The 14822-nt window shown below is 73.5% G+C and carries 17 protein-coding genes; 7 read left to right on the plus strand and 10 right to left on the minus strand.

The genetic code is table 11. The features are described 5' to 3' along the window. Nucleotides 1-16: 16 nt before the first annotated feature. The 3 genes from ACQEVZ_RS48960 to ACQEVZ_RS48970 all read right to left on the minus strand — a co-directional run bounded on the left by ACQEVZ_RS48960 (nt 17) and on the right by ACQEVZ_RS48970 (nt 4660). Entirely contained in the window at nt 17-3067 is a 3051-nt protein-coding gene (locus ACQEVZ_RS48960) for an ExeM/NucH family extracellular endonuclease (protein ID WP_433381658.1), read from the minus strand. A gap of 224 nt (nt 3068-3291) precedes the next feature. Continuing rightward, nucleotides 3292-3981, minus strand: a complete 690-nt coding sequence (locus tag ACQEVZ_RS48965) for an ABC transporter permease (RefSeq protein ID WP_433381661.1) — start codon at nt 3979-3981, stop codon at nt 3292-3294. Further along, the gene (locus tag ACQEVZ_RS48970) at nt 3971-4660 is read right to left on the minus strand and encodes an ATP-binding cassette domain-containing protein (RefSeq protein WP_433381664.1); all 690 of its coding nucleotides are present in this window, start codon (nt 4658-4660) and stop codon (nt 3971-3973) included. Before ACQEVZ_RS48970 ends, ACQEVZ_RS48965 begins: the two co-directional genes overlap by 11 nt. A 108-nt stretch (nt 4661-4768) precedes the next feature. Between ACQEVZ_RS48970 and ACQEVZ_RS48975 the strand changes: the two genes are divergently transcribed. Both ACQEVZ_RS48975 and ACQEVZ_RS48980 read left to right on the plus strand, forming a co-directional pair. Continuing rightward, nucleotides 4769-5923, plus strand: coding sequence for a sensor histidine kinase (locus ACQEVZ_RS48975; protein ID WP_433381667.1), 1155 nt, complete (start codon nt 4769-4771; stop codon nt 5921-5923). Next, a complete protein-coding gene (locus ACQEVZ_RS48980; protein WP_344499852.1) occupies nt 5920-6588 on the plus strand; it encodes a response regulator transcription factor in 669 nt (222 codons plus the stop codon). Before ACQEVZ_RS48975 ends, ACQEVZ_RS48980 begins: the two co-directional genes overlap by 4 nt. Before the next feature lie 33 nt (nt 6589-6621). Here ACQEVZ_RS48980 and ACQEVZ_RS48985 read toward each other — a convergent pair whose 3' ends face one another. After that, nucleotides 6622-6789 carry a hypothetical protein gene (locus ACQEVZ_RS48985; protein ID WP_433381671.1) on the minus strand — a complete coding sequence of 56 codons (168 nt, stop codon included), beginning with the start codon at nt 6787-6789 and terminating at the stop codon, nt 6622-6624. Nucleotides 6790-6798: 9 nt separating this feature from the next. Here ACQEVZ_RS48985 and ACQEVZ_RS48990 point away from each other — a divergent pair, with 9 nt between their 5' ends. Beyond that, a complete protein-coding gene (locus tag ACQEVZ_RS48990; RefSeq protein ID WP_433381673.1) occupies nt 6799-7041 on the plus strand; it encodes a hypothetical protein in 243 nt (80 codons plus the stop codon). 395 nt (nt 7042-7436) lie between these two features. Here the strand turns inward: ACQEVZ_RS48990 and ACQEVZ_RS48995 are convergent, their stop codons facing one another. Continuing rightward, nucleotides 7437-8024: a hypothetical protein gene (locus tag ACQEVZ_RS48995; protein ID WP_433381676.1), complete on the minus strand. Its 588-nt coding sequence runs from the start codon at nt 8022-8024 to the stop codon at nt 7437-7439. A 132-nt stretch (nt 8025-8156) separates the two neighbouring features. Here ACQEVZ_RS48995 and ACQEVZ_RS49000 point away from each other — a divergent pair, with 132 nt between their 5' ends. The 3 genes from ACQEVZ_RS49000 to ACQEVZ_RS49010 are packed head-to-tail and all read left to right on the plus strand — an operon-like array spanning nt 8157 to nt 9225. Continuing rightward, nucleotides 8157-8534 carry a DUF2089 domain-containing protein gene (locus tag ACQEVZ_RS49000; RefSeq protein WP_344499845.1) on the plus strand — a complete coding sequence of 126 codons (378 nt, stop codon included), beginning with the start codon at nt 8157-8159 and terminating at the stop codon, nt 8532-8534. Beyond that, nucleotides 8531-8791 carry a hypothetical protein gene (locus ACQEVZ_RS49005; protein WP_433381679.1) on the plus strand — a complete coding sequence of 87 codons (261 nt, stop codon included), beginning with the start codon at nt 8531-8533 and terminating at the stop codon, nt 8789-8791. The genes ACQEVZ_RS49000 and ACQEVZ_RS49005 overlap by 4 nt, the downstream gene beginning before the upstream one ends. An 11-nt stretch (nt 8792-8802) precedes the next feature. Further along, nucleotides 8803-9225 carry an SHOCT-like domain-containing protein gene (locus tag ACQEVZ_RS49010; RefSeq protein ID WP_344499842.1) on the plus strand — a complete coding sequence of 141 codons (423 nt, stop codon included), beginning with the start codon at nt 8803-8805 and terminating at the stop codon, nt 9223-9225. On the opposite strand, the gene ACQEVZ_RS49015 is transcribed toward ACQEVZ_RS49010, so the two are convergent. The 3 genes from ACQEVZ_RS49015 to ACQEVZ_RS49025 all read right to left on the minus strand — a co-directional run bounded on the left by ACQEVZ_RS49015 (nt 9226) and on the right by ACQEVZ_RS49025 (nt 11062). Next, on the minus strand, nt 9226-10017 hold the full coding sequence (locus ACQEVZ_RS49015) for a class I SAM-dependent methyltransferase (protein ID WP_344499840.1): 792 nt from the start codon (nt 10015-10017) through the stop codon (nt 9226-9228). An 86-nt stretch (nt 10018-10103) separates the two neighbouring features. Continuing rightward, nucleotides 10104-10538 carry an iron chaperone gene (locus ACQEVZ_RS49020; RefSeq protein WP_344500722.1) on the minus strand — a complete coding sequence of 145 codons (435 nt, stop codon included), beginning with the start codon at nt 10536-10538 and terminating at the stop codon, nt 10104-10106. Nucleotides 10539-10606: 68 nt separating this feature from the next. Then, a complete protein-coding gene (locus ACQEVZ_RS49025; RefSeq protein WP_433381683.1) occupies nt 10607-11062 on the minus strand; it encodes a carboxymuconolactone decarboxylase family protein in 456 nt (151 codons plus the stop codon). Nucleotides 11063-11228: 166 nt separating this feature from the next. Here ACQEVZ_RS49025 and ACQEVZ_RS49030 point away from each other — a divergent pair, with 166 nt between their 5' ends. Then, entirely contained in the window at nt 11229-13454 is a 2226-nt protein-coding gene (locus ACQEVZ_RS49030) for an ATP-binding protein (RefSeq protein ID WP_433381686.1), read from the plus strand. Here ACQEVZ_RS49030 and ACQEVZ_RS49035 read toward each other — a convergent pair whose 3' ends face one another. Next, entirely contained in the window at nt 13455-14066 is a 612-nt protein-coding gene (locus tag ACQEVZ_RS49035; protein ID WP_433381689.1) for a sigma factor, read from the minus strand. It abuts the gene before it with no gap. 23 nt (nt 14067-14089) lie between these two features. Beyond that, nucleotides 14090-14710, minus strand: a complete 621-nt coding sequence (locus tag ACQEVZ_RS49040) for a hypothetical protein (protein ID WP_433381692.1) — start codon at nt 14708-14710, stop codon at nt 14090-14092. Between the last annotated feature and the right edge of the window lie 112 nt (nt 14711-14822).

Below are 14822 nucleotides of genomic sequence, written 5' to 3' on the forward strand. Positions count from 1 at the left end.
GTTTACAGCAGGAGCGTTACGGCAGCAGCTTCCAGGGGCCCCACTGGTCGCCGGGGGCCTGGTTGCGGGTCCACCACTTGGCTTCGTACTTCTTGCCCTGGTAGAGGACCACGTCGCCGGTGGTGAAGATGCGCGAGGCGGTCCAGATCGCGGTGCCGTCGGGGGCGGTCGAGATCTGCTGCCACGGGCCGTAGGGGTCGCCCGGGGCCTGGTTCTTCGTCCACCAGGTCGCCTGCCAGACCGAGCCCTGGTAGAAGACCTTGTCGCCGGCGTTGTAGACCGTCGAGGCGCTCCACGCCGGGGCCGGCGGCGTCACCGGCGGGTTCAGGCCGATGACGACCGGGTCGTGGTCGGAGGCCGCGAACGGGTCGCCGCCGTTGAACAGCAGCGTGGCGTTGTAGTTGTACCGGCTGTACGCGTAGGCGACCGCCTCCTGCGCGTTGATCTGCCAGACGTCGGCGCCGGTGACCAGCGTGCGGGCGGCCGCGTTGGCCAGCACGTGGTCGAGGGAGCCCTGCAGGCCGTCGAAGGAGTACGTCGACTCGTTCGGGTCGAAGGCCGCACCGAGGTCGGTGTAGCCGGCGTCGTACAGGACGTGCATCGGGTCCTCGTGGGTGTACGAGTTGAGGTCGCCGACGAGGAAGATCCGGTCGGTGCCGATGCTCGTCGCGACCTGGTTGGCGAACGCGACGGTCTCCTCCGCCTCACGCACCCGCGTCGCGTTGAACGAGCCCTGGTTCTTCGCCGGCGAGGAAGTGTCCTCGGCGTCGCCCGGGTACAGCGGGTCGCCGCTGCCCTTGGACTTCCAGTGGTTCGTGACGACGAGGAACGCGTCGGCGTCGGTCGCGCCGGCCTTCTTGAACGCCTGCGCGAGGGGCTCGCGGGCGATCGAGAACGGCTGGCCGGGGCCGGACGCGGTCGTGAGGATCACCGAGGTGCCGACGAGCGCGATGTCCGCCGGCTTGTAGATGAACGCGCTGCGGATCACGTCCTCTTGGGCGATCGGCGGCAGGACGGCCGGCGACGGCACGTACGCCCACACGGGGCCGCCGGCGGCGGCGTTGAGCGCGTCGACCAGCTGGGCGAGGGCGGCGTCGCGGGGCTTGCCGAACTTCGCCGAGTTCTCGACCTCTTCCAGCGACACGACGCTGGCGCCGAGCCGGTTGATGCCGGTCACGATCTTCGCCTGCTGCCGCTGGAAGCTGGCGTCGTTGGCGGCGCCGCGGACGCCTGCCGCGTTGCCCGGCCCGACGCACTTGTCGACGGCGATGTGGGTGCCGGCCCGGTCGTTGAAGTAGCTGCAGGTGCCGAAGCCCTGCGCGACGTACGACTCGCCGGTCGTCGGGAAGTAGTTCTCGACGTTGAACGTCGCCAGGCGCACCGTGCCACCGACGTTGGCCGGCTGCGCGTTGCCGGTGCGCGTGTCGCCGAACGTCGCGACGGCGGCACCGTTGTCGGTGACCCGCTGCCGCGGCTGGAAGTTCCAGAGCGAGAAGCGGTACTCGAGGATCACCGGCTGCTTGAAGGTGACCTTCGACCCGATGCTGACCGCGTTGGTCGGCGTCAGCCACGGCAGCGGAGTGCCCGTGTTGGCCGAGCCGCTGTAGTTGACGCTGGCGCCGTCGTCGAGGGTGATGCTCCGGGCCGCGTTGTCGGCGACCGCGGCGAGCGCCTCGGCGCTGCCCGGCCGGCCCGCGTCGGTCGGCTGGCGCAGCGGCGCGTCACCGGCGGCCAGCGTGAACGAGCCGTACCAGTTGGCGTCGTAGTTGTCCGCGACGGTGAACGTGCCCTGCGGCGCGATCAGCTCACCCTCGTGGGCCTCCTTCTGCGCGGCCGTGGTCAGCGACGCCCACGGGATCGTGCCGGGCGCGACGGCCGGCAGCGGGGTCGCCAGCTGCGTGACCGTCGGCGCGGAGATCTCCGTCGTGCCCTGGAACTCCACGACGTTGCCGGTGACCCGCACGCTGTCGCCGATGTGGACCTGGCCCGCCGCGGCGGAGCCGAAGACGAAGATCGCGTCGGAGGCACCCGGGGTGGCGTCGTCGGCCTCGGCGCCGCCGGACCCGCCCGTCTGCAGGTAGAACCCGTTGAACCCGCCGGTCGCATAGACGGCGGTCACGACACCCTCGGTCGTCACGTTCCGGCCGACCTCCGGCGACGTGTCGGTGTTCGTGCCCTGGATCGCGGCGATCGGCAGCACCGTCGTGGTCGTCGTGACGGTGTACGTGAACGTGGCCGAGCCGCTCGCGCCGCCCGACTCGGTCGCGGTGACCGTCACCGACGCGGTGCCGGCCGCGGTGGGCGTACCGTCGATGACGCCGCCGCTGGAGATCGTGAGGCCGTCGGGCAGGCCCGTCGCGGACCACGTGTAGGGCGCGGCCCCGCCGGACGCACTCAGGGTCAGCGGCGAGATCGCGGTGCCGACCGTGGCGTTCTGGTTGCCGGGGCTGGTGACCGTGACGGTCGCGGTGCCGCCGTCGGACGCCGCGTTCTGCGGCACCGGGGTGGCCGTGCGGAAGTCGGCGCCGTTGTTGTCCGTGTCGGCGCCGGCCGCGTCCCGCTGGTAGCTCAGGACCAGGGAGTTACCGGCCGCGGCGGTGCCCTCGGGCGCGTTGCTGGTGCCCCAGCCGACGCGGTCGATGACGGCCGCGTCGGTGGGCAGCACGCCGGTGGCGCTGGCCGCGATGTACAGCGTGCCGCCACCGGCGCCCGGGTTGACGCTGGTGCCGGTGAACAGGTCGGGCGTCGGCAGCGGCGCGCCCGGGTTGGTGGTGGCGTTGTTGCCCGGCAGCATGATCAGGAAGTGCCCGTGCGCCGCAACGGCGCCGGTCAGCGTGAACACCTGCGACCCGCTCGGCACGACGGTGCTGGTGGGGGCCCGGTACTGCAGCGTCGTGCCGCTCAGCGGGATCGAGGCGGACGTCGGGTTGTACAGCTCGACGAACTTGTTCAGGTAGCTCGCGCCGGACGAGCCGCCATTGACATATACCTCGCTGATGACCAGGCCCGTGCCGGCCGGGTTCGCGGCGGCAGGGTCGGCGAGTAATGGCCAGGCTGCGCCGGCCATGGTAAGGGACAAAACGACGGTTGTGCGTCGGATGACCGCACGGGACATAGACCCGGACCTCCAGGTGGGCGTGATTCGGCTCCGTCACTGCTGGAGGCCGACTCACGGACGTTAGGCCCTGCCGGCGGACGAGAGCTGAACGGCGTGTGACAGCCTAAGGCAGGTTCCCTGGATTGACGCCGGTGTCAGCATGAGGCGAGGGTTAACCCCATCGACGCATCGACTCACATCGGGTCGCGGCGTTGGGCGGCGACGGCGGCGATCGTGAAGGCCGCGGCGTAGCCGGCGAGGACCGCGGCGGCCGTCCACTGGTCCAGGCCGGTGGCCGCCGGGAGCCGGCCCAGGGCGCTGCCGGCCCGGAACGGCAGCCAGCGGGCCGCGTCGGTGCCGATCAGCTCGGCCGCGACGCCCTCGATCAGGGCGAGCCAGGCGAGGGCGCCGGCGACCGCGGCGATCTGGTTGCGGACCAGGGCGCCGAGCCCGACGCCGATCGCCGCGAAGGCGGCGTTCCACCCGACGTCGCCGGCGAGGGTCGGCCACACGTCGTCGAGCGTCGACGACGTCCAGGAGCCCCACGCCGCGATCGTGGCGAGGGCCGTCACGGAGGCGGCCACGCCGAAGCCGGCGCCGAGCAGCGTGTGCACGGCGAGCTTGTCCAGCAACACCCGCTCGCGGCGCGGCGTGGACAGGTAGGTGTCGGCGACGGTGCGGTGCCGGTACTCGCCGGCGACCGCGATCACGCCGAGGATCAGCGGGAACAGGGCGACGAGCCCCACGTGCGCGGCGGCGCCGGCGACGTCGTCGGGGTGGCCGGACAGCCGGCCGCTCGCGCCGAGCACGACGAGGGCCACGGTGGCGGCCAGCAGCAGCCACGGGGTCCGGACGGTGGCGAGTTTGCGCAGTTCAGTTCGCATTCGAGGTCACCGCCAGGAAGGTGCGCTCCAGGTCGTCGCCGACGGGGCCGGCGTGGCGCAGGCGGCCGGCGCCGACGATGACGGCGTGGTCGGCGGTCTGCGCGATCTCCGACAGCACGTGGCTGGAGACGATCACCGTCCCGCCGGCGGCCGCCCGCCGCCGCAGCAGGCCGCGCAGCCAGGACATGCCGGCCGGGTCGAGGCCGTTGGCGGGCTCGTCGAGCACGAGCAGCCCGGGGTCGCCGAGCAGGGCGCCGGCGAGGCCGAGCCGCTGGCGCATGCCGAGGGAGTACGTGCGGACCCGCCGGTCGGCGGCGCCGGTCAGGTCGACCTCGTCGAGGACCGCGTCGACGCGGGCCATCGGCAGCCGCGCCGAGCCGGCGAGGATCCGCAGGTGGTCGCGGCCGGTGCGGCCCGGGTGGAAGCCGCCGGACTCGAGGACGGCGCCGACGGTCCGGCGCGGCTCGGCGAGGTCGTGGTAGGCGCGGCCGTCGATGAGGGCGGTGCCGCTGGTCGGCCGGGCCAGGCCCAGCAGCATGCGCAGGGTGGTGGTCTTGCCGGCGCCGTTGGGGCCGAGGAAGCCGGTGACCGAGCCGGCGGGGACGTCGAAGGTGAGGGCGTCGACCGCGCGGACACCCCGGTACCGCTTGGCCAGCTCTCGGACGTGGACTGCTGTCATGCCGCCAACGATCGCCGCCGGGGCCGGAGAAGTCGTCCCGCAGCGGCGGCATCCCGCATACCGCGGCTGCGGGATGTCCACGCGGTAGCACCGGCCTACCGTGTGGGCATGCGCATCGACCCGGCCGTCGACCGTGCCGTCGATCTGGCCATCGGGCTCGTCGTCGGGGTCGTGGTGCTGGCGACCACCCACGGCACGCCGCACGCCGCGCCGCTGGACGTGACGGCGACGCTGGTCGCGGCGGTCGCGTGCCTGGTGCTGGCGCTGCGGCGGCGGTGGCCGCTGCACACGTTCCTGGTCAGCTCGGTCGCCGCGGAGGCGTACCTGGTGTTCAACCACGAGACGGCGAACGGCATGCTGATCCTGGCCGCGCCGCTCATCGCTCTGTACACGGTCGCGGAGTCGGCCAGCCGCCGGCGCGCGCTGACGATCGGGGTCCTGGCGGTGTCCGCGTTCGCCGGCCTGCACATGCTGGCGAAGCCGGCGTCGTGGCTCGGCGCGGAGAACCTCGCGCTCGCCGCGCTCGGCGGGCTGGCCGTGGCCGCCGGCGACGGTGCCCGCAGCCGGCGGGAGTACCTGGCGGAGGTGGAGGCGCGGGCGCTGCGCGCCGAACGCGACCGTGACGCCGACGCCCGCCGCCGCGTCACCGACGAGCGGCTGCGGATCGCCCGCGACCTGCACGACGCCGTCGGGCACCAGCTGGCGCTGATCAACGTGCAGGCGGGCGTGGCCGCGCACCTGCTCGACGCGCAGCCCGGCCGGGCCCGGGAGGCGCTCACCCATGTACGGCACGCGAGCCGGACCGCGCTCGGCGAGCTACGCGACACGATCGGCCTGCTGCGCCAGCCGGGTGACCAGCTCGCGCCGGTCGATCCGGTGCCGGGGCTGACGGGCCTGCCCGACCTGCTCGACACGTTCCGCCGGTCCGGGCTGGCCGTGTCGGCGTCGGGGCTGGGCGACGCGCTCGACCTGCCGGTGCCTGTCGACCTGACCGCGTACCGGGTGGTGCAGGAGGCGCTCACCAACGTCTGCAAGCATGCCGGGGCGGTGGCCGTACACCTCCTGCTGCAACGGACTGGAGATGCCCTCACGATCCGGGTTGAGAACGCACCGGCGGCGCACCCGCGGAAGGCGGCAACGCCCGGTGTCGGGCTGGTCGGGATGCGGGAGCGGGTGTCGGCGCTCGGCGGGTCGCTGGAGGCCGGCCCGCGCCCCGCCGGCGGTTACCGGCTGACCGCGGTGCTGCCGCTGGAGGCTCGGTGATCCGGGTGGTGCTGGCCGACGACCAGCCGCTGATCCGCAGCGGGTTCCGGGTGTTCGTCGACTCGGCCGACGACGTGACCGTCGTGGGTGAGGCCGCCACCGGGCGCGAGGCGGTCGAGCTGGCCCGCTCCGCCCGCGCCGACGTGGTGCTCATGGACATCCGCATGCCCGACCTCGACGGCCTGGCCGCGACCCGGCTGATCACCGCCGACCCGGACCTCGCCGGCGTTCGGGTGCTCATCCTCACCACGTTCGAGGTCGACGAGTACGTGTTCCAGGCCCTGCGCGCCGGCGCCGGCGGCTTCCTCGGCAAGAGCGCCGAGCCGGCGGAGCTGCTCGCCGCGATCCGCACCGTGCACCGCGGCGAGCAGCTGCTCTCGCCGGCGGCGACCCGCGCCCTGATCGCCCGCTTCCTGGCCGAGCCCGCCCCCGCCGCCCGCCGCCGTCTCGACGCGGCGCCGCTGGTGGACCTGCTGACCGGCCGCGAGCGGGAGATCGTCGGCCTGGTGGCGACGGGCCTGTCCAACGACGAGATCGCCGCCCATCTGCGGGTCAGCCCGCACACGGTGAAGACCCACATCAACCGCTCGATGACGAAGCTCGGCGCCCACGACCGCGCCCAGCTCGTCGTCGTCGCCTACGAGTGCGGCCTCGTCCCGCGCTGAGCGGATCGCGAGGGACCGCGGCGGGCGCCCGGGTCAGGGCGCGGAGCGGCTCAACTCGCCGGCGAGGGCCTCGCAGACGGCGGCGACCTCGGTGTACTCGGTGCGGATGCGGTCCAGGGCGGGGCCGGCGTCCGGCTGCTGGAGCGGCGCGGCCTGACGACCGCGAGCGCCCTGGTCATCCTCGACCGCGACCCGAGGCACAACCCGGCGGTGCTGGCCGCGCTGCGGCGGCTCCTGCAGGTGGTCGAGGCGCAGGAGGTCGTGCAGGCCTGCACGGTCGGCCAGCTCGACGCCGGCATGCGCATCGCCGAGGACGTGCTGACCTCGGGCGGTCTGGTCCTGGTCGGCCGCGGCATGTACGTGACCGACGTGCTGCTGGAGCGCCTCGCCAACCTCAAGCACATGGGCCAGCTCGTCGAGCCGATCATGGCTTCGGTGCCGGTGTCGCCCTGATCCCGCCCATCGACGTGCCCCCACGTCCGCCGGCGATGCTGCGATGATGTCGCTGCGGCCGGTGGGCGCGGACCGAGGGGGCGGTGTTTGGACACGCAGGTGCTTGTCGCGGTGGTGCTCGGCGTGCCCGGTCTCTGGCTGGGGCACAGCTACCGCCGCAACGTCCGGCAGAAGACCACCGAGCGGATGCTCGACGCGTACGCGGGACTGTGGGACCTGACCGGCGCCCTCGGCAGCCCGGAGGCGCGCGCCGGGGTCGACGACGCGGCGCTGCGGGAGCTCGGCCCGGCGATGGACGCCTGGTACTTCAAGAACGGCGCCGGGATGCACGACCGGCTCCATCTGCACCTGCGGCCAGTGCGGGCCGCTGCGCTGAGCCGTGCCTCGCGTCGGGCTCAGGGTGCCAGCAGCTGCTCACGCAGGACGGTGGCGAGCTCGTCCATCGGCAACGTGCCCTTCTCCGCGATGACGGTGAGCGTCTGGTACGCCGGATCCGCCGGCCGGGCGAGCGTGATCACGGCGACCGGCTCCGTGTAGTGGTTGGCGGAGTTGGTGTACTCCGAGTAGTCCTGGGTGAACGCCGTCGCCTCGCCCAGCGGCGTCTGGATGCTGGTCGCGCCGGCGCGGAGGTCGGCGGGGATGTCCGCGGTGCTGCGGTAGACGCCGTGCCGCCCGTTGATGCGCCGGGGGTCGTCCGGCAGCGGGCAGCCGGTCGCGTAGGCCGTGAACCGGACGAGCCGGCCGTCGCCGAGGTGCACCCGCGTGTCGACGCCCGGGCAGCCCTGCGGCCCCGGCGACAGCGGGATGAGCCGTTGGCCCGCGCCGAGTTTGACGCTGAACGGGACGGGCCCGCCGACGGCCGCCAACGACGGCTCCGGGCTCGGGTTCGGGCTTGAGTTCGGGCTCGGCCGGGCCGCTCCGCCGTCGCAGCCGGCGGCGGCGAGGACGGTCACGACGGCGGCTGCGGCGAATCTGCGTCTCATGGCAGCTCTGACCGGCCGCCGGGCGGCGCCGTTCCCCGCTGTCAGGATCGCGACTGCCCTCCAGAGGGGGTAATTAAAAATCTTAAGATCAACTTCTTGAAAGTTAATCCATGGCGCGTGCATACTTCAGGTATGACAGAGCAGGCGATGGACTGGCAGGAACTGACGAACCTGACCCGGGGCCGGCCGTTCGTCGTGGAGCGGGTGCGGCTGGCCGACAGCGACGTCGCGATCGAGGGCCGGTTCGAGCTGCCGCAGCTGGCCCAGCTCAACGTCGAGGACCAGGTCTTCGTCACGGCGTTCGTGCGGTGCCACGGCTCCATCAAGGAGATGGAGCGGATCTTCGGGGTGAGCTACCCGACGATCAAGGCGCGGCTGAACAGGATCACGCAGTCCCTCGACTTCGTCGAGACCGATCCGCGGCCGTCGCGGGCCGACGTCATCGACCGGCTGCGGCGCGGTGAGATCACCGCGCAGCAGGCACTGTCCGAACTGGACGGTCGCACATGATGCCGCAGCTGCTCACGGTGCGGGTCGACCGGCGGCACCGCCGGCCCGTCCGGCTCTGGATCCCGGTGCTGCCCGTGGCGCTGATCCTGGCGCCGCTGCTGGTGCTGGCGTTGCTGGGCGGGATCATCGCCTGCATCGTCTTCCGCATCAGCGTGCCACGGACCCTGGGCACCGGCTGGCGCATCGTCTCCGCGCTGCCGGGCACCCGGGTCGACATCAAGGACGGCCACACGGCCTTCCTCGTCTCCATCCGATAGGAGCGTCAACCATGAACGAGCAACGCAAGGACATCCTCGACATGCTCGCCGCGGGCAAGATCACCGTCGACGAGGCGGAGCAGCTCATCGCCGCGCTGGAGCGCGACCAGCCGCCCGTCGCGACCCTCCCCGAGGCCCGGCCGAAGGGCAAGCCCAAGTACCTGCGGGTGCTGGTCGACACCCTCGAGGGCGGCGAGCCGGGCCGCGTCAACGTCCGCGTGCCGCTGCAGCTGCTGCGTGCCGGCGTGAAGCTGGTGGCGCTCATCCCGCCGCAGGCGCTCCAGCACGCCAACGCCGAGATGCACAAGTCGGGCGTGCCGTTCGACCTGACCCAGCTCAAGCCCGAGCAGCTCGAGGCGCTCATCGAGCACCTCGACGAGATGACCGTCGACGTCGACCAGCCCGACGCCAAGGTCCGCGTCTTCTGCGAGTAACTACGCGGCCCGGGCGAGGAACAGGTCGCTCAGGCGCACCATGTCGATCCCGCCGCCGTTGGCGTCCAGCACCCGCGCGGTCTCCGAAAGGGCCAGCTCACGGTCGGCGACGGGCAGGATCCGGTAGGCGGAGATCGAGGTCAGGTAGGCCAGGTAGCGGCCGGTGTCGTAGCTGACATGGTCCCGGAACCGCACCGACCGCAGGTCAGCGAAGCGCCCGTCGCGCAGGCACTCCTCCAGCGGCCAACCTTCCTCACCGGTCCACGCCCCCGGCACGTCGCCGTAGAAGGACGCGACCGCGTCGTGCGGTGAGTGCTCCACACCGTGCCGGCGGTCGATCTCGGCCAGCTCCGCCTGCAGCCCGGCGTCCACGACGCCGTGCGGGTTCCAGAACAGCGCGAGTGTGCCGCCCGGCTCCAGGGCGGCGTGCACCAGATCCCACCGGCGGCCCGGGTCCGTCCAGTGCCAGGACGTCGCCGCGTACAGCAGCCCGAAGCGCCGGCCGGCGCGCTGCCAATCCTCGAACGCGCTCACCTCGACCGTCACCGCACCGTGCCCGGCGGTGTTGCGACGGAGCACCTCGGCCATCCGCTCGTCGGGCTCCACGCAGACGACCGGGACACCGCGGGCCGCGAACTGGACCGTCGCCTTGCCGGTGCCGGCCCCGATCTCGGCCGCCGGCCGCGCACCCAGCGCGGCGTAGGCGAGGACCTCGTCGACCATGTCGTCGCAGTAGCCGGGCCGCCCGGCGTCGTACAGCTCCGCGACCTCACCGAACACCCTGCTCCGCATCTCACGCATGATGCCCGTGCCCCACCGCGGAAGGCCCCCTGGGGAGGGGGCCTTCTGGCGGCATGGCGAACCAGCAGCGACTGGCTTCAGCCGACGGCCTGCTTGAGCAGGGCGGCGATGCGGGCCTCGTCGTCGGCGGACAGGGTGGTCAGCGCGTAGTACGTGGGCCACATGGTGCCGTCGTCCAGCTGGGCCTCGTCGCTGAAGCCGAGGACGGCGTAGCGGGTCTTGAACTTGGCGGCGCTCTGGAAGAAGCACAGGACCTTGCCGTCGCGGGCGTAGGCGGGCATCCCGTACCAGAGCTTCGACGTCAGCGTGGGGGCGCTCTCCTTCACGATGGCGTGGAGGCGCTCGGCGAGGGCGCGGTCGGCATCGGACATCTCGGCGATCTTCGCCAGGACCTCGCTCTCGGTGTCCGCCTTGGCACCGCGCCGCGCGGTCGACTTGAGCTCCTTCGCCCGGTCCTTCATCGCGGTGCGCTCGGCGGTGGTGAAGCCGTCGTACTTCTCGGTGTTCGCCATGGTCGTGCCTCTCTCGTTGAAGTCGGAGTCGAAGTCGGAGTTGGAGTCGGAGCTGACGTCGAGGGTGGTCACCACTGCCCGGCCTGCTGGCGGGTCGGGGCGTTGAGCCGGTTGAAGGCGTTGGTGACGGCGATGTTCAGCAGCAGCGCCGCCAGCTCCTTGTGGTCGAAGTGCTTCGCGGCCAGGTCCCACACCTGGTCCGGGACGGCGTCGGGCCGGTCGGCGAGCCGGGTCACGGACTCGGTGAGGGCGAGCGCCGCCCGCTCCTCGTCGCTGAACCACGGCGTCTCCCGCCACGCGGCGACGGCGTCGACCTGGTTGTCGCCGGCGCCGTGCCGGCGGGCCTGGGCGGCGCCGCCCGCGACGCACGGCCCGCAGCCGTTGATCTGGCTGGCGCGCAGGTGGCTCAGCGCCAGCACCCGCTCGCTCACCCCGGCGCCGGCGATCGCGCCGGTGAGGGCCATGAGGGCCTCCATCGCCCCGGGGATCAGGGCCGCCGGGTTGGGCATGCGCTCCGTCGACATCGCGAACTCCCTTGCTGTGTGCTCTCGCTGACAGGACCCATCTGACCAGCGACGCACCCCGTCCCTCGACGTCCGTGGGACACCGTGGGACACGCGCGACGGCGCTGAGCTGGGCCGTTGCACCGTTGAGCCGGCCCCGTGGGGCGGGACGGGTACGGTGTTGCACGTGTCGAGCCCGCAGGAACACCTCGTCGCGCAGCTCGCCCGGATCAAGGAGCTCAGCGGGCTCAGCCTGCGCGCCCTCGCGACGAAGTCGAGCCTGAGCAGCTCGTCGCTGTCGCGGTACATGTCGGGCCAGCTGGTGCCGCCGTGGGAGGCCGTCGTCGCGCTCTGCCGGGCGGTGGGCCGCGACCCGCGCCCGCTGCGCGCCGTGTGGGCGGAGGCGGCCAAGGCCGGCGCCGCTCCCCCGCCCCGCCGCAACGACCTGCCCGCCGACCTGTTCGACTTCACCGGCCGGAAGGCGGAGTCGGCGCTGGTCGAGCAGCTGCTGCGCACCGCCGGCGCGGTCGCCGTCGACGGCATGGGCGGGGTCGGCAAGACCAGCCTCGCCGTGCACGTCGCGCACCGGGTCGCCGGCGCGTACCCGGACGGCGGCCTGTACCTGGACCTGCACGGGTTCACGCCGGGCCAGGAGCCGCTCGACCCGCCCGCGGCGTTGGGCCGGCTCCTCGCCGCGTTGGACGTCACGCACCCGCCGGCCGGCCTCACCGAACGGGCCGCGCTGTGGCGCTCGGAGCTGTCCCGCCGGCGGGCGCTCGTCGTGCTCGACAACGCCGTCGACGCCGAGCAGGTGCGGCCGCTGCTGCCCGGGGCCGGGAAGTCCGCGGTCCTCGTCACCAGCCGCAACCGGCTCGTCAGCCTCGACGGCGTGCCGCCGGTGTCGCTCGAACCCCTCGCCGACGGCGACGCCGCGCGGCTGTTCGGCCGCGCGGCCGGGCTCACCGCCACCGAGGAGGACGCCGTCGGCCAGGTCCTCCAGCAGTGCGCCGGGCTGCCGCTCGCGCTGCGGATGGCCGGCGCCCGGCTGCGGCACCGGCCCGGCTGGACGGTCGCGGTGCTCGCCGAGCGGCTGCGCGACGCCACCGGCCGGTTCGACGCGGTCTTCGGCATGTCGCTACAGCAGCTCGACGCTGACCAGCGGCGCGTGTTCCGGCTGCTGGGAGTCCTTCCCGGCGCAGACTTCGACGCCTCGACGGCGGGCGCCCTGGCGGGCCTGCGCTCCGGCGTCGGCGCGGTCCTCGACGAGCTCGTCGACGCGCACCTGCTGCAGGAGGTCGCGCCGGGCAGGTTCCGGATGCACGACCTGATCCGCCAGTACGCCGCGGACCTCGCCGCCGACGAGGAGCCCCAGTCGGACGCCGCGCTGCGCCGCGCCCTGGACCACTACCTGGCGCAGGCCGCCGCCCACGAGCGGACCCTGCCCTCGCCGCACCGCCCGCGGCCCGAGCCGGGCGACCCGGCGCGGGCGACGGCCTGGTTCGAGCTGGAGTACGTGAACCTGGTCGCCTGCGTCGACGCCGCCGTGCGGATCGGCGCGGACGAGGTCGCCGCCGCGCTGCCGCAGCTGATGCGGGTGTACTTCTTCCGCCACCGCGGCACCGACGACCAGGCCCGGCTGCTGGAGGCGGCGGCCGGTGCGGCGGGCCGGCTCGGCCGGGAGCGGGAGCGGGTGGCGCTGCTGTCGGACCTCGGCTTCACCCGCGCCGCCGCGGGCCGGCTGACCGATGCCATGGCCGCCTACGAGCAGGCCCAGGCTGCCGCCGCGGACGACGACGAGGCCGCCGCCGGGCTGGCGCTGCGCACCGGCATGGCCCACCGCGACCTCGGCGACCTCGAGGCGGCGCGGGCGCAGCTGCGGCGGGCCGGCGAGCTCTTCGAGAAGCTCGGCCGGCCCGCGGGCCAGGCGCAGGCGCTGGCCATCGACGGCTGGGTGACCCTGCGGCTGGGGCGGCCCGCCGAGGCGGTCGAGCTCGCGCGGGCGTCCGTCCAGCTCGCCGCCGGCCCGGGCCGGATCACGGGGCTCGTGACGCTCGGCCTCGCCACCGGCGAGCCGGAGGAGGCGCTGCGCACCCTCCAGGACGCGCTGCGGCTCGCGGAGGAGCACAACCTGGCGCACAACCAGGCGCTGTGCCACAACGCCCTCGGCGTCGCGCTGCGCGCACAGGGCTCGCTCGACGAGGCCCTGGAGCACCACCGGCGCGCCCTGGAGCTGCTCGAACCGCTCGCCGAGGTGCAGCTGGAGCTCGACTGCCGGCACGCCTACGCCGAGACGTGCCGGGCCGCCGGGCTGCGCGACGAGGCCGCCGCGCAGCTCGAACGGATCATCGCCGTCGCGCGGGACCTGGCCCGGCCGCACGACGAGCAGCTCGCGCGTGCGGCGCTGGGCCGGTAGTCACCGCTGGAAGTACTCGCCGTTCCAGGTGTACCGCACCTCCTGGCCCGACGCCGTGGCCAGCGTCAGGACGCCGTTCGCGAGCGACCAGTTCGACACGGTCGTGCCCGCGGGCGGCCGGACGGCGTCGACGGCGCGGAACGACCCGTCGGTCTGCCGTTCGAGCACCGCCACGAACGCCGCGCCGCCGCAGGAGATCGCGACCAGCAACTCGATCAGGTGGTGCAGCACGACCGCCCGCCGCTGCTCCCTGGGCAGCCGGCGCAGGGCCGCGACGAGCGCCACATGGTCGGGGCTCAGCGCTGGGACGTCGGTCGTGCGTTCCCGGCCGAGATACGCGCGGGCGACCCGGCCGCGCCGCCACCGGGACGTGGCGAGGTTGGCCGCGACCCGGCGGATCCAGGCGAGCGGGTCGTCGAACCGGGAGACGTCGCCCCAGCGTTGCCAGGCGCGGCAGAACGCTTCCTGGGCGAGGTCCTGCGCCTCGGCGAGGTCACCGGCGAGCGCGTAGACCATGGCGACGACGTCGCCGTAGCGTGCGTCGTAGAGCGCGTCGAAGTCGGCCGCGGCGGGCGGCGGCCGGTCGGTGGCGCGGCGGTCGGACTCGGGCATGTCACGTCACACGCTATGCCCGTCTATCCGGTTGCGACGCGCTCCCTCGTCTGTCGCAGGCTTGACACCACCGCCGCCAGCAGCACGAGCTCGCCCAGGTTGCCCAGCCACGGCACCGCGAACCCGGCCGCCGCGGCGGCGAACATGGCGACCGCCCCGGCGAGCAGCCACGGCCATCCGTCGCGCCGCCACAGCACCACCCCGACGCCGATGAGCACGAGGATCGCCACGACCGCCGGCACCGGCGGCCCGGCCGCGTTGTCGTTGACGTAGCGGAGGGTGTCGGCGTACCGCTCGGGCACCAGCCGCAGCCGCACGACGTCGGCCCAGATCCCGATCCCGACCAGCACCGCCGCGAGCGCTGTCAGCGTCCTGCGCCCGCCCCTTGCCAGCCCGGCCAGCCCGGTCAGCCCCGCCCCGACCACGATGAGCAGCGGCGTGAACAGCGCGTGCCCCACGAACCGCCCCGCGTTGAGCCCTTCGAGCGCATCCCCTTCACCGACGAACCGCCCGGCCGCGATCACCGTGTTGTCGTAGACGAGCGCACCCGCCACCACGACGACGAGCCAGGCCCGCAGCCGCACCGCCACCACCCCGGCACCGACCATGCCGACCGCCAGCACCGCGAAGATGAGTGACACCATGCCGGACCCACCGTTTCACTGATAGAAACACAGTTCCACTCACGGCAACGTACGGCCCTTCGCAGGGACCGGTCAATCAATTCCAGGCATCGAACTCACTGAGAACGTCTTC

Source organism: Dactylosporangium sp. CA-152071 (genome assembly GCF_050936335.1).
In the GTDB taxonomy this organism is placed as follows: domain Bacteria; phylum Actinomycetota; class Actinomycetes; order Mycobacteriales; family Micromonosporaceae; genus Dactylosporangium; species Dactylosporangium maewongense.